The organism is Pseudomonas sp. Pseusp15 (genome assembly GCF_059492165.1).
On record NZ_CP168523.1, the window covers coordinates 457,644 to 470,811 of the forward strand.

14 protein-coding genes are annotated in these 13,168 nt (G+C 57.2%); 11 read left to right on the forward strand and 3 right to left on the reverse strand.

Annotated features, from left to right (window positions below):
* The first annotated feature begins 72 nt into the window (after nt 1-72).
* The 9 genes from ACEN8R_RS02205 to ACEN8R_RS02245 all read left to right on the forward strand — a co-directional run bounded on the left by ACEN8R_RS02205 (nt 73) and on the right by ACEN8R_RS02245 (nt 8,709).
* Nucleotides 73-1,266, forward strand: a complete 1,194-nt coding sequence (locus ACEN8R_RS02205) for a CaiB/BaiF CoA transferase family protein (protein ID WP_018926831.1) — start codon at nt 73-75, stop codon at nt 1,264-1,266.
* Nucleotides 1,263-2,189, forward strand: a complete 927-nt coding sequence (locus tag ACEN8R_RS02210; RefSeq protein WP_018926830.1) for a hydroxymethylglutaryl-CoA lyase — start codon at nt 1,263-1,265, stop codon at nt 2,187-2,189. The genes ACEN8R_RS02205 and ACEN8R_RS02210 overlap by 4 nt, the downstream gene beginning before the upstream one ends.
* A 176-nt stretch (nt 2,190-2,365) precedes the next feature.
* Nucleotides 2,366-3,697, forward strand: coding sequence for an MFS transporter (locus ACEN8R_RS02215; RefSeq protein WP_018926829.1), 1,332 nt, complete (start codon nt 2,366-2,368; stop codon nt 3,695-3,697).
* 220 nt (nt 3,698-3,917) lie between these two features.
* Complete coding sequence (fos, locus tag ACEN8R_RS02220) at nt 3,918-4,334, forward strand: fosfomycin resistance glutathione transferase (protein ID WP_018926828.1); 417 nt, start codon at nt 3,918-3,920, stop codon at nt 4,332-4,334.
* 62 nt (nt 4,335-4,396) lie between these two features.
* Nucleotides 4,397-5,035 (forward strand): LysE family translocator, encoded by a 639-nt coding sequence (locus tag ACEN8R_RS02225; RefSeq protein WP_007935730.1) that lies wholly within the window; start codon nt 4,397-4,399, stop codon nt 5,033-5,035.
* Between the two features lie 103 nt (nt 5,036-5,138).
* A complete protein-coding gene (locus tag ACEN8R_RS02230) occupies nt 5,139-6,488 on the forward strand; it encodes a sensor domain-containing protein (protein ID WP_026286478.1) in 1,350 nt (449 codons plus the stop codon).
* A gap of 116 nt (nt 6,489-6,604) precedes the next feature.
* Entirely contained in the window at nt 6,605-6,763 is a 159-nt protein-coding gene (locus ACEN8R_RS02235) for a KGG domain-containing protein (protein ID WP_081499461.1), read from the forward strand.
* A gap of 73 nt (nt 6,764-6,836) precedes the next feature.
* Nucleotides 6,837-7,340: a DUF4142 domain-containing protein gene (locus ACEN8R_RS02240; protein WP_018926825.1), complete on the forward strand. Its 504-nt coding sequence runs from the start codon at nt 6,837-6,839 to the stop codon at nt 7,338-7,340.
* A gap of 283 nt (nt 7,341-7,623) precedes the next feature.
* The gene (locus ACEN8R_RS02245; protein WP_018926824.1) at nt 7,624-8,709 is read left to right on the forward strand and encodes a type I restriction endonuclease; all 1,086 of its coding nucleotides are present in this window, start codon (nt 7,624-7,626) and stop codon (nt 8,707-8,709) included.
* Nucleotides 8,710-8,888: 179 nt separating this feature from the next.
* On the opposite strand, the gene ACEN8R_RS02250 is transcribed toward ACEN8R_RS02245, so the two are convergent.
* On the reverse strand, nt 8,889-9,419 hold the full coding sequence (locus ACEN8R_RS02250) for a DUF2867 domain-containing protein (protein WP_018926823.1): 531 nt from the start codon (nt 9,417-9,419) through the stop codon (nt 8,889-8,891).
* 23 nt (nt 9,420-9,442) lie between these two features.
* Nucleotides 9,443-10,111 carry a DJ-1/PfpI family protein gene (locus ACEN8R_RS02255; protein WP_026286477.1) on the reverse strand — a complete coding sequence of 223 codons (669 nt, stop codon included), beginning with the start codon at nt 10,109-10,111 and terminating at the stop codon, nt 9,443-9,445.
* A gap of 126 nt (nt 10,112-10,237) precedes the next feature.
* On the opposite strand from ACEN8R_RS02255, the gene ACEN8R_RS02260 reads away from it, so the two are divergent.
* A complete protein-coding gene (locus ACEN8R_RS02260) occupies nt 10,238-10,792 on the forward strand; it encodes a TetR/AcrR family transcriptional regulator (protein ID WP_081625760.1) in 555 nt (184 codons plus the stop codon).
* Between the two features lie 202 nt (nt 10,793-10,994).
* On the opposite strand, the gene bcaP is transcribed toward ACEN8R_RS02260, so the two are convergent.
* Nucleotides 10,995-12,383, reverse strand: coding sequence for a branched-chain amino acid transporter BcaP (bcaP, locus tag ACEN8R_RS02265; protein WP_026286476.1), 1,389 nt, complete (start codon nt 12,381-12,383; stop codon nt 10,995-10,997).
* 196 nt (nt 12,384-12,579) lie between these two features.
* On the opposite strand from bcaP, the gene ACEN8R_RS02270 reads away from it, so the two are divergent.
* On the forward strand, nt 12,580-13,110 hold the full coding sequence (locus ACEN8R_RS02270) for an Lrp/AsnC family transcriptional regulator (RefSeq protein ID WP_225603008.1): 531 nt from the start codon (nt 12,580-12,582) through the stop codon (nt 13,108-13,110).
* The last annotated feature ends 58 nt before the right edge of the window (nt 13,111-13,168 follow it).

Sequence of the window (13,168 nt, forward strand, 5' to 3'; positions counted from 1 at the left end):
AGAAGGTTGGATTCCATGCCACTCGGTCCTCTAGCCTTGGCGCATATTCCAAGAACAAGAGGTACCCCCGCGATGACTGCCCCCTTGAGTGCAATCAAAGTGATCGAGATCGGCACGCTGATCGCCGCGCCGTTTGCCGCGCGCATGCTGGCCGAGTTCGGCGCCGAAGTGATCAAGATCGAAGCCATGGGTCAGGGCGATCCTCTGCGTAAATGGCGCAAGCTGCACGAAGGCACTTCGTTGTGGTGGTACCTGCAATCGCGAAACAAGAAGTCCCTGGCGCTGAATCTGAAATCCCCTGAAGGCATCGAACTGGTCAAGCAACTGGCGACCGATGCCGATGTGCTGATCGAAAACCTGCGCCCCGGCGCCCTGGAGAAACTCGGCCTGGGCTGGGACGTGCTGCACGCCCTCAATCCCAACCTGACGCTGGTGCGCATTTCCGGTTACGGCCAGACCGGCCCGTACCGTGATCGTCCGGGTTTCGGGGCGATCGGCGAGGCGATGGGCGGGATTCGCTACACCACCGGTACTCCCGGTTCGCCGCCGGCCCGAGTGGGGGTCAGCCTCGGTGATTCCCTGGCTTCGCTGCACGCGGTCATCGGTGCCTTGATGTCGCTGCTGCGGGTCAAGACCGGGCAGGGCGGCGGGCAAGTGGTCGATGTGTCGTTGGCCGAAAGCGTGTTCAACGTCATGGAAAGCCTGGTGCCGGAATACGACATGCTCGGTCATGTGCGTGAGCGCAGCGGCGGGGCGTTACCGGGTATTGCGCCGTCCAATACCTACCTGACTGCCGACGGTGCCTACGTGGTGATCGCCGGCAACAGCGACCCGATCTACAAGCGTCTGATGGCGGTGATTGGCCGGGCCGACCTGGCCGAAGCGCCGGAGTTTGCGCATAACGATGGCCGCGCCGCCAAAAGTAATGTGCTCGACGCAGCCATTACTCACTGGACCAGCAGCCTGCCCATCGATGAGGTGTTGGCGGCTCTGGAAGCTGCCGAAGTCCCGGCCGGGCGCATCTATTCGGTGGCCGACATCGTTGCCGATCCTCACTATCAAGCGCGGGGCATGCTGCTCAACGCCGAACTGCCGGGTGGTGCCTCGGTGAAGATGCCGGGCATCGTTCCGAAACTGTCAGAGACCCCCGGTGGCGTGAACTGGTCGGGGCCGAGTCTGGGTCAGCACACCGACGGCATCCTCGCGGGGCTGGGCCTGACTGACCAGGACATCGAACGGTTGAAAGCTGAAGGGGTGGTGCAATGATCACTGATTATTCCCAGACGCTGATCGTTCAGGAGGTTTCCCCGCGTGACGGCTTGCAGATCGAGCCTACCTGGGTCGAAACCGCCGACAAGATTGCGTTGATCGATCAGTTGTCGCTGGCGGGTTTCAGCCGCATCGAAGCCGGTTCGTTCGTGTCGCCCAAGGCGATTCCGGCGCTGCGCGATGGCGAGCCAGTGTTCAAGGGCATCGCCCGACAGCCGGGCGTGATCTATGTCGCGTTGATCCCTAACCTCAAAGGCGCACAACGAGCACTGGACTCGGGGGCTGACGAGCTGAACCTGGTGATGTCCGCCAGCCAGACCCATAACCTGGCAAACATGCGGATGCGTTGCGAGGCGTCATTGGCCGCGTTTGGCGAGATCGTCGAGTTCGTTCGCAGCACGCCGGTGCGGCTCAACGGCAGCATCGCCACGACCTTCGGATGCCCGTTTGAAGGCACGATCGATGAGGATCGCGTGCTGCAGATTGTCGAGGCTTATCAGGAGCTCGGCATTACGGGCATTACCCTGGCCGACACCACCGGCATGGCCAATCCACGCCAGGTCGACCGTGTGGTGCGACGGGTGTTGCAACGGGTTTCACCGGCTGATCTGACCCTGCATTTCCACAACACGCGCGGCCTCGGTCTGTGCAACGTATTGGCAGCTTACGAGGCCGGAGCCCGGCGCTTTGACGCAGCCCTCGGTGGTCTTGGCGGTTGCCCGTTTGCACCGGGTGCCTCGGGCAATATCTGCACCGAAGATTTGGTCAACCTGTGCGATGAAGTCGGCATTCGCACCGGCATCGACTTGCCGTTGTTGCTGCGATTGTCGCGAGGCTTACCCGCATTGCTGGGCCATGAAGTGCCCGGGCAGCTCGCCAAGGCCGGACGTAACTGCGACCTGCACCCGACACCGTCCTGAACCACCGAACAAACACTGTAGGAGCGAGGCTTGCCCGCGAAAGCGGTCTGACATTCAGCATCGATGGAGGCCGACACACCGCCTTCGCGGGCAAGCCTCGCTCCTACAAAAGCCGCAACGAACCAGACAACAAAAACAATCGGACGCCCACGGGACGTCTGCCTGGAGAAACCACGATGAGCCTCAATGTTCTGGAGGCGGGCGTGAGCCCGTCCGTTAGTCACGACGCCGAAAAAGCCCTGGTCCGCAAAGTCGCCTGGCGACTGATGCCGCTGATCATGGTCTGCTACCTGTTCGCATTTTTCGACCGCATCAACATCAGCTTCGCCAAGTTCCAGTTGCAGGCCGACCTGAGCCTGAGCGATACCGCTTACGGCCTCGGCGCCGGGCTGTTTGTAGTCGGTTATGTGATCTTTGAAGTGCCGAGCAACATGATGCTTTACAAGGTGGGTGCCCGGCGCTGGATCGCCCGGATCATGATGTCGTGGGGGCTCGCGACGGCGGCCATGGTCTTCGTCAACAGCGAATGGCAGTTCTACGCCCTGCGTTTCGTGATCGGCGCGATGGAGGCGGGTTTTGCGCCGGGCGTGCTGTATTACCTGACGCTGTGGTTCCCGCAGCACTATCGCGGGCGCATCACCTCGATGCTGTTTCTCGCGTCGGCGTTTGCCGGGCTGGTTGGCGCACCGTTCTCCGGGTTGGTGCTGCAACACCTTGATGGCTTCCTCGATATGCGCGGCTGGCATTGGCTGTTTCTGCTCGGTGGCGTGCCTTGCATCGGCCTCGGTTTGTTGGTGCTGACCGTGCTCAAGGACCGCATCGAAGATGCCCATTGGTTGACCCCGTCGGAGAAGACACTGCTCGCCAGCCGTATCGCGCACCACGAACCCCACAAGAGCGGCGGCTCCTTGCTGGCCGCACTCCGGATTCCGGGTTTCCTGATGCTGGGGCTGATCTACTTTCTGATTCAGGTGGCGTCCTACGGCTTGAATTTCTGGGCGCCGCAACTGATCCGTAGTGCCGGCACCGAGAGCCCGGTGATGATCGGCTTGCTGACCGCCATTCCCTACATCTGCGGCGCCATCAGCATGGTGGTGATCGGGCGGTTATCCGATGCCACCGGCGAGCGGCGCAAGTTTGTCGCAGGTCTGGTGGTGGCAGGCGCGGTGGGATTCTTCTGCGCAGGAATTTTCGCCAACCACACGACTTTCCTGATTGTTGCCCTGGGCTTGCTCGGTGCCGGGATCATCGCGTCCATCCCGAGCTTCTGGACCCTGCCACCGAAACTGCTGGCCGGTGCCGGGGCAGGCGCCGCTGGCGGGATCGCGGTGATCAATACCCTTGGCCAGTTCGGTGGGATCGTCAGCCCGGTCATGGTCGGGCGGATCAAAGACCTGACCGGCAGCACCACCCCGGCGCTGTACGTCATCGGCGTCGCCGCGCTGATCGCCGCTGCGTTGTTGCTGTGGGGGTTGCCGCAGAAGCTGCGCACGCTCGACAAGTTCTGAAGTTCGCGGCGTCAGAAATACCGCTTTCGCGAGCAAGCCCGCTCCCACATTGACCGCGTCGGGCACAGGATTCGTGCCCGCCGCCACTCCCTGTGGGAGCGGGCTTGCTCGCGAAGACTGACTATCAGCCAACAAAGCCCCCGTCGGCTGTACGCTCAAGGATGTTTAAGCTTTACTCTCCGCTCGCGACCACCCAGAGAGACTCAAGGTTACCCAACCCATGCTAACCGGCCTCAACCACCTGACCCTCGCCGTCACTGACCTGAACCGCAGCGTGGCGTTCTATCGCGATCTGCTGCAGCTTCAGCTTTCAGCCACTTGGGACACCGGCGCCTATCTCTCGCTACCCGGTCTGTGGCTGTGCCTTTCTTTCGATCCACTGCGCGAATCCACGCCCGCCGCCGACTACACCCATTACGCCTTCAGCCTCGAAGCTGTGGACTTCCTGCCGTTCGTCGAACGCCTGCGATCCGCCAACGTGCGGGAATGGCGGGATAACCGCAGCGAAGGTGCGTCGTTCTATTTTCTCGACCCGGACGGGCACAAGCTCGAGGCGCATGTCGGGTCTCTGGCGTCGCGGCTGGCGGCTTGTCGGCAGCGACCCTATGCGGGGATGAAGTTCTTCGACGATCAGTGAGTCGATATTCGGCGTCCTGAGATAGAATTGCGCCCCTTCACCCGGCGTCCTCAGGAATTTCCATGACACCATCGCTGCTAATGGCCGTTCTCGCCTCGGGTTTCATTTATGGCATTACGCCGGGGCCCGGTGTGCTGGCGGTGTTCGGCATCGGCGCGGCACGCGGACGGCGGGCCGGGGCGGGGTTTCTGTGCGGGCATTTGCTGGGCGACGTGGTCTGGTGCAGCACTGCACTGATCGCGATTGTCGGTGCGCGGGAAATCGGCAGCACTGCCTTCGATGTGCTGGGTGTGCTCAGCGGGCTTTACTTGTTCTGGCTGGGCCTGCGCGCGGTTCGCGCTCGTCGCGCCAGTGCCGAGGCGCCTCAGGGCCCGGCGCGGCAGCCATTCTGGCACGGCATCCTGTTCGGCCTGACCAACCCCAAGGCATACCCGGTGGCGGTGGCGACCTTTACTGCGCTGTTGTCCAGCCGTGCAGAGTTGCTGCATTGGTCAATGTTGCCCTGGTTGATCATCTTGAGCTTCATTGGTGGCCTTTTGGCCTACGCTATTCTCATTGGCATCGTCGGTGCGCGTCAGGTGCGCACGTTGTATCAGCGTCATGAACTGGCGATCACCCGCTTGTGCGGGGTCATGTTCATCGGTTTCGCCATCAATGCCCTGGTGCATGCGCTTCCGGGGTTGGTGACGAACAAGGCTTGAGGCTGAACGCAGGGAAGCGTCGGCTGCACAGTCATCGCTCGGGCGTATGACCGGTCAGGGAGGGTTGTTCAATGTTGCATTGTCCGGACATGCTCTCGGCATCATGGAAACCAGAAATTCCGCGCCACTGGCGAGCTACATCGATCTCTTGCTGGACGCCGTCTGTGCGGTGGACAAACAAGGTCGCTTCGTATTTGTCAGCGCGGCCTGCGAGCGCATTTTCGGTTACACCCCCGACGAGCTGATCGGCCAGTCGATGATCGACCTGGTTCACCCTGCCGACCGACAGCGTACCCTCGACGCCGCGCGGGAGATCATGGGGGGCGAACCCAAGCTCAACTTTGAAAATCGTTACCTGCGCAAGGACGGTCGGGTGGCGCACATTCTCTGGTCGGCACGTTGGTCGGAGGTCGATCAGTTGCGTATCGCCGTGGCGCGCGACATCACCGAGCGCAAACAGGCCGAGTCCCGACAAGCGGCGCTGTATGCGATCTCCGAAGCGGCCCACGCGGCGGAAGATTTGCTGGCGCTGTTCAAACGCATCCATTCGATCATCGGCGAATGGCTGCCGGCGTTGAATTTCTCCGTAGCACTGTATGACGAACACTGCGCGCAGCTGAATTTCCCCTATCACGTCGACGACCATGAGCTGCAACCCGAGGATCCCGGGACTGTTACCGGGCGTTTGTGCGCAGAAGTGATTCGCAGTGGCTTGCCGATCCTGCTGACCCCGGATCAGGACAATCTGCCGGAGGGGTTTGCAGCGTTGGTCGAGGGCCAGGATTCACCCTGCTGGCTGGGCGTGCCATTGAGTTCGCAGAACGGCACCATTGGCGCGCTGATCGTCAAAAGCGTGCCGGGTGGCGAGCGCTACACCGAACAAGACAAGGAGTTGCTGCAGTATGTTTGCGCCCAAGTCGCGACCGCGATCGAACGCAAGCAATTGCACGCCCGGCTCCAGCGCATGGCCCAGTACGATCAACTGACTCAGCTGCCCAATCGCGAATTGCTGCGTGAACGCCTCAAAGCTTCGCTGGCGCTGGCCCGGGCAGACTCCGGTCGAATGGCGTTGCTCTATGTCGACCTCGACCGCTTCAAGCAAGTCAATGACACCTTCGGTCATGCGGTCGGCGACATGCTGCTGCAAGCGGTCTCCAATCGGCTCAAGGGCTGCGTGCGCGAAACCGACACGGTGGCGCGCATTGGTGGTGATGAATTTGTCGTGTTGTTGCACAACATCCACGCCGCCGAAGATGCCGAGAATGTGGCGGGGAAAATCCGCCAAGTGCTGGTTCAGCCCCTGCGTCTGGACGGGCACAACCTGACGATCCAGCCGAGCATCGGCGTCGCGCGATACCCCGAACATGGCACCGAAGAAAAGCAGCTGTTCAGGCATGCCGATGAGGCAATGTACGCTGCCAAGCGCCAGCACCATTCACGTCTCGGTGTCTGAAAATCCGTCACCGTTCGTCGCGGCGCTGCCAGGTTTTCTAAACCTTTTTGGGCATGGAAATTCATATCCTATGCGGGCGATTGCTCGCCGTGATCATCACCAAGAGGATGAGAACCATGCCTACTTCAAAAAATCCGAACCCGGGAGGCTTCGCCAACGATCGAACCAAGGCGTCTGAAGCGGGTCGCAAAGGTGGGAAAACCACCACGACGACCGTTGATAAAGACCCTTCGAAAGGAAGCATGGGCCGCAAAGGCGGTCAGAAGTCTCGGTAATAGGTGAAGGTGGTTTTGTTTAATAGACGGGGGCGCAAGCTCCCGTTTGAATTTCAAGAAGGAGGGCGCGACCATGAGCTGGATGGCCACCCGTTTACGCAATGCCGGTTTTGCCACGTTACTGGGCCTGTGCGCCAGCAGTGCCTTTGCCCAGTCTCCCGCCGAATTCGTCAATGAGGCGTCGGCCCAAGGCATGGCCGACATCGAAGCCAGCCGCCTGGCGCACCAGAAAACCGCATCCAAAGAGGTCAAGGATTACACCATCGTGGTGATCAACGATCGCACCACCGCCAACCAGCATCTGGCGAAAATTGCCAAGCAACTCGATTTACCGGTCGCACCACGCGAAGAAGTGGTCGACAAGGCCAAAGCCTTGATACCGGAGATTAAGGACGATACCTCTTTCGATCAGGCGTACGTCGACAGTCAGGTAAAGACCACCCAGGAAGCCATCGAGCAACTTCAACAACAAGCGCAGACAACGGACGTGCCGCAAATCAAAGCGTTCGCCGAAGAAACCCTGCCCAAGCTGCAAAACCATCTGCAAATGGCCAGGGCGCTGCAAGCCAGTCGTTAGCTGCATGCCCGCGATTGACGTTGGTCACTCGCGGGGGCATGGCTCAGCATTGATTCAAATCCTGCCTCTTTATTTCCTCGACGACGGTGCTGTCCAGGGAAATCGACCGTACGGGCATGATGAGAGTTCTGCTTGAAAATCCCGTGTTTGATGAAAAGCCAATGCTCTGAAGGGCACTTGCTGCGTTTGGAATCTTTCTTTGTGCCGGTTTGTGTCTAGTATCAATAGAGGTCAATTTGCCAGCACGCAAACACACGGATCGACATCAAGTAAGAGGTCACTCATGGAATTCTTTGAGAAGTTAGCAAGTCTAGCCGCCAAGGTTCGTTTGCAAAGCGCTGCCATTCAGACAGAGGAGGCCACCAAGAATGCTTTCGTCATGCCCTTTATCAGTACAGTGCTGGGCTACGATGTCTTTGATCCGAGTGAGGTGACTCCGGAATTCGTTTGCGATATCGGAACGAAAAAAGGAGAAAAAATTGACTACGCGATCATGAAAGAAGGGGAGGTACAGATCCTCATCGAGTGCAAAAAAATCGGCGAGCCGCTGCACATCAATCATGCCTCCCAGCTGTTTCGCTATTTCCATGTCACCAGCGCTCGAATCTCCATCCTCACCAACGGCCAGGTCTACAAATTCTTCACCGACCTGGATGCGCCCAACAAGATGGATGAAAAACCGTTTCTTGAACTCGATCTTCTGGATATCGACGAGTACTCCGTCCCCGAATTGATCAAGCTCACCAAGTCTGCATTCGATGTGGATTCGATCATCAACGCCGCGGGTGAGTTGAAATACGTCAGTCAGATCAAGAAGGTCATTGCTTCGCAGGTCCTCAAGCCTGATGACGACTTTGTAAAAGTCTTTGCCTCTCGAGTGTATGACGGGGTCATCACCCAGAAAGTCCGTGAGCAGTTTCAAGAGCTGACGAGAAAAGCGGTCGTGCAGTTTCTCAATGATCAGATCAATGACCGACTCAAATCAGCTATGAGTGGTGCCATTCAGCCTGCGCTGGCATCGGTACCGGTTCCTGCTGGCGGCAGTGATCAGACAGGTCAACGTGATGAATCAGAGGATAAAGTACTGACGACTCTGGAGGAGTTGGAGGGGTATCACATTGTCCGGGCAGTGGTTCGTTCGGTTGTGGATGCTAAACGGATAGTGCAACGCGACACGCAAAGCTACTTTGGCATTTTGCTGGATGACAACAATCGCAAACCGATTTGTCGCCTTCACTTCAATCGTTCACAAAAGTACATTGGGATTTTTGACGAAGAAAAAAACGAGACGCGACATCCGATTGGATCGGTTGATGAGATTTACAATTATTCGGACCACTTGAAGAAGACTGTTGGCTATTACGACTAGCACTGTTGGATACGTACCATAAAAAGAACCGGCCTTTGAGGCCGGTTTTTTGTGGCGCGCCGTAGAGATATTGAATGCATCTTAGAGGCCTGACGTTTGACATGAGAGGCTTGGCCAGGCTTGCCAGAACAGCCTTCGATGGAAGGGTTAGACCTCAGGGGGGCAGACAGCGCTCAGCCTTAGGGGCAGGTAGCCAGAGGCCAACCGATGCGCGCAGCACTGAGGAGGCTGGCCTTAACAACCAAGCGGTGAAATGGGGCAATAACGAAGATATAGGCCCGGCCTAGACGGTTGTGGCACTGGACCACGGTTGAAAAAACGAGTTGGCGACTGCCTTCTGGCCCTGTCTCTCCAGAACATAGGATCGATATCCGGAAGTCGAGGTGCTTGTCGTCCTCTCCCAACACGATTTCAGTCTGGTTCGTGCTGTAGACCTTGAAGATTCCAATCCGATTAGCAAGTGATGCTAAATGTTTGGCTGTCTTGAGACCAAAACAGGCAGCGATAGTGTCTCGGACTTTCATGAGCCATCCGATCCAGGATGGCTGGTGGGAAAGGATGAATCGAGCTAGCAAATCTGGATTGCTGGATGTGCCCGCAGGGAGCCGAATCGCAAAAGCGTCCGCCAGGTTCATCGACTTGTAAAGGTGGGTGATGCCGGACCTCGAGGGGACTGGCACGGACATAATGAGCTCAAATTCTCGGGGCATCGGGGATCTCTCCTGAGTTCTAACTACCAATTAGACGACATGCCATGTCGCGTCTCTTGTTGCGATGGTTTGTCGTGTAACGCTCCTTGTCGCCCTGTAAGTGCTTGTCGGATACTGAACCCGATCAAGGCATCATAGAGCTCTTGCTGCCCGGCTGGCAGAACAGGGAGCAACGTCGCACGGCGCTTGTCGACATCGAACCAGGATTCAACCAACCATCCCACCAGATAGAGCGCCGAAAGGCATCCGCCAGCGGTTGCAACGTTCCCCTGGCATACAAGAGGCTGGTCCAGGGGCTCAAGTCCCAGAGCTTGCAAGCTCGATCGTGCATCCGGATGTGTAGTTGCTTGGCCGCTGAGTAGCCCAAGCCGTTCGAGAATGAAAGCTCCGGCGCATATGGAGCCGATTCGCTGGCGTCTGGAGTCAAGTTCAAACGACGGCAGGAAATCTGGGGCGGCAAGTGCAGCGGGTATCCCTTCCTTGCCGCTGACGAACAATACCGCGTCGGCGCTATTGGCCTCGGAAAGCGGACCGTGCACCGAAACAGGCAGGCCGTGCGCCGATCGCACGATAGAGCTGGAACCCAATATTCGGACGTGCCAGTCCTCGGTGTTGCGGCCTAAGATGTCCCACATCAGGAATAGGTCGATATCAGTGAATTGGTCGAAAGCAACCAGAACGATTTTCTTCAAGGCGAGCTCCATGAAAAGTGCTGGCGTGCAAAACGCAACGGCCATCTTTGCTGGTGTTCGCAGCGTATCAATCGGTTGCGCACCATACACAGTCTGTATGGCGCTAAACATGGAGCGAAATAACGGGTGAGAAAACTAACTCGTAACCATTGGATCGCGGCTGGTTTTGAGGCTCTCGACCAAATCGGGCACATTGGCGTTTCGGCCGAGAGTCTATCGCGCCGATTGAATGTGACCCGCGGATCGTTTTATCACCATTTCCGCAATCGCGAAGACTTTGTCCGCACCTTGCTGGCCGCTTGGGAAGAAGACTACACGGAGCGCATGCTCGCTTATGCGGCGCAGGGTCGTAGCGCGGGCGAAACCTTGAAACGCTACTTGAGTATTGCCGCTGAGAAACAACCTGGGCGGGAAATTTCCATCCGAGCCTGGTCGCTGCATGATCCGTTGGTAGGCGAGTTTCAGCAGCGTGTTGATACAAGACGACTGGACTTCGCGATACGCACGTGCCGCCGCTTGGTCCATATGCCAGGCCAAGCAGAAGTGATTGGTCAGGTGGCCCATCTGTGCCTGATTGGTGGTCAACAGGCAGGGCTGCGGCGTGATGCTGCTCGCTTCAACGGTTTCTTGCATCGAGCCTTTTCACTTTTCGAAGGGGCTCTTCCACCGTGGCGGGCCTAAGTCATGAGTTAAATGGGGTAACTGAATAAATAGAGTTCGCGTGCCACTGCCAATGCGCGCCACTGGTCTCCTAGGGCTAAAAACAGGACAAATGAGGTGAGGATTGACAGGCGAATGTAATCAGGTGCGCAACTGGAATGCAGTTTCGCACCTGAAAACTATTGGAGGTTGATTGATACTCCAGACCTGACGAAATGCTGGATTAATGCAATAACGAGCGGCGCCTCGCATAGGCAAAGTAGATCACCAGGCCAATTGCCAACCACGCCCCAAATGCCAGCCAGGTCGTCTGCTTGAGGAAGGTCATCAAGGTTACGCAGAACGCGATGGCGAGCAATGGAACAATGGGCACGCCCGGGCATCTGAATGCGCGAGGAAGATCAGGTCGGGTCTTGCGCAATACGATCACTGCCACCGAGATCAGACTGAATGCGGCCAACGTACCGATGTTGATCAACTCGGCGAGGACGTTCAGCGGAATCAGTGCCGAGATCAGCCCGAAGACTATTCCGACCATCCAGGTGGCGAAAAATGGGGTGCCGAATCGTGTATGAACCCTGGAAAGGCGCTGGGGAAGCAGTCCGTCGCGCGACATTGCGTAGATGATCCTGGTTTGACCGTAAGCCATCACCAGAATGACAGTCGTCATGCCAACGATCGCGCCTAAATCAACGAACCCGGCAACCCAGCTTTCACCGGCATGTTGCAACGCCAATGAAACCGGATGATCAACGCCAAGGAATTGGGCATAGGGCACGATGCCGGTCATGATCATTGAAACGGCAACGTACAACACCGCACAAACGGCCAAGGAACCGATAATACCGATGGGGAGGTCACGCGCCGGTTTTTTCACTTCTTCGGCGGCAGAGGAAACCGCATCGAAACCAATAAAAGCAAAAAAAACCAAGGCAGAAGCACTCAAAATGCCATTGACGCCGAAGGGAGAGAAAGGTTGCCAGTTAGCCGGCTGAACATGTCGCACACCAACGGCGATGAAGAGCAGCACCACGGCGATTTTGATGATCACCATCACGTTGTTTACGCGCGCGGATTCCTTGATGCCTATAGAAAGCATCCAGGTAATCGCCAGCATAATCACCAGCGCGGGTAGGTTGAACCAGGTTTCCACGCCAGGCAAAGAGCCTGGAGCCGCCGTAAGCACAACCGGAAGATTCAGTCCAAATCCGCTCAGCAGGGACTGGAAGTAACCCGACCACCCAACAGACACAGCCGAGCTGGCCAGTCCGTATTCGAGCATCAGATCCCAGCCGATCATCCAGGCCACCAACTCTCCCAGCGTCGCGTAGCTGTAGGTGTAAATCGAGCCTGCTACCGGTACAGATGAGGCGAACTCGGCATAACAGAGCGCTGCAAATGCACAGGCCAACGCTGCTAACAGGAATGAAACCGTGAGGGCTGGTCCCGCAGTCAATGCGCCGGTTCCGGTCAATACAAAGATGCCCGTCCCCACGATTGCACCGATACCAATCAGGACCAAATCCATCGGCCCCAGCACTTTTTTCAACCCGGCAGGCGCTCGGGCAGCAGCAATCATTGCGTCCAGGTCTTTTGTTCTGAAAATGCTCAATATTGCCTCCGTTGTTACTTATTTTTATTGTCAGAGCCAGTGGCTTTGGTGTCGGAAATGACAAGAAATTGTATTTCAGTGCCTCGAAAATTAGTTTTCGAAACGGGTCTGTATTTAGTTATTTTTCAGTCGTTAATTATCCAAAATGTGTTCTTTATGTAATTTTCTTTCTAGTATTTGTAGTTTCTAGAAATGGATGCTTGATCAAGGACCTGCGGGATGGGGCCAATCGCCCTACCGCGTACGCATTGTTAAAGGGAGAGAACACATGGCGGAAATGGATAAGGTTGATCGTTCAATTCTGGAAATTCTGCAAATGAATGGTCGCCTGACGAACGCCGAGATCGCCGCTCGTGTTTGCCTGTCAGCGCCAGCCTGCTGGAAGCGCCTGAAGCGCCTGGAAGAGGAGGTGATTGTCGGGTATCACGCGCACTTGAACCCGAAGACCATAGGGCTGGGACTTTTCGCTTTCATCAGCGTCACCCTCGATAGTCACTCCGAGCAAGCCATGGAACATTTCGAAGCGGGCGTCCTGGCGCTGCCCAACATTATTGCCTGTCACAAAGTGTCGGGGAAATACGACTACCTCCTGCAGGTAGTCGTCAAAGACATGGAGGCATTCCATGAAGTCGCCATGCATCGCATACGTACGCTCGGCAATATCAAGGAAATGTACACCGGTTTTTCGCTCAAGGAGATCAAGCACTGCAATACCTTGCCACTGTAAATGCCTGGACTTGCTTGTTTCTGTACCTACGGTGGTGTGAGAGGACGACGGCTGTGAA

Coding starts and splice junctions, on each gene's coding strand:
- ACEN8R_RS02205 (WP_018926831.1), top strand. CDS start 73: ATGACTGCCCCCTTGAGTGCAATCAAAGTGATCGAGATCGGCACGCTG.
- ACEN8R_RS02210 (WP_018926830.1), top strand. CDS start 1,263: ATGATCACTGATTATTCCCAGACGCTGATCGTTCAGGAGGTTTCCCCG.
- ACEN8R_RS02215 (WP_018926829.1), top strand. CDS start 2,366: ATGAGCCTCAATGTTCTGGAGGCGGGCGTGAGCCCGTCCGTTAGTCAC.
- fos (WP_018926828.1), top strand. CDS start 3,918: ATGCTAACCGGCCTCAACCACCTGACCCTCGCCGTCACTGACCTGAAC.
- ACEN8R_RS02225 (WP_007935730.1), top strand. CDS start 4,397: ATGACACCATCGCTGCTAATGGCCGTTCTCGCCTCGGGTTTCATTTAT.
- ACEN8R_RS02230 (WP_026286478.1), top strand. CDS start 5,139: ATGGAAACCAGAAATTCCGCGCCACTGGCGAGCTACATCGATCTCTTG.
- ACEN8R_RS02235 (WP_081499461.1), top strand. CDS start 6,605: ATGCCTACTTCAAAAAATCCGAACCCGGGAGGCTTCGCCAACGATCGA.
- ACEN8R_RS02240 (WP_018926825.1), top strand. CDS start 6,837: ATGAGCTGGATGGCCACCCGTTTACGCAATGCCGGTTTTGCCACGTTA.
- ACEN8R_RS02245 (WP_018926824.1), top strand. CDS start 7,624: ATGGAATTCTTTGAGAAGTTAGCAAGTCTAGCCGCCAAGGTTCGTTTG.
- ACEN8R_RS02250 (WP_018926823.1), bottom strand. CDS start 9,419: ATGCCCCGAGAATTTGAGCTCATTATGTCCGTGCCAGTCCCCTCGAGG.
- ACEN8R_RS02270 (WP_225603008.1), top strand. CDS start 12,580: ATGCTTGATCAAGGACCTGCGGGATGGGGCCAATCGCCCTACCGCGTA.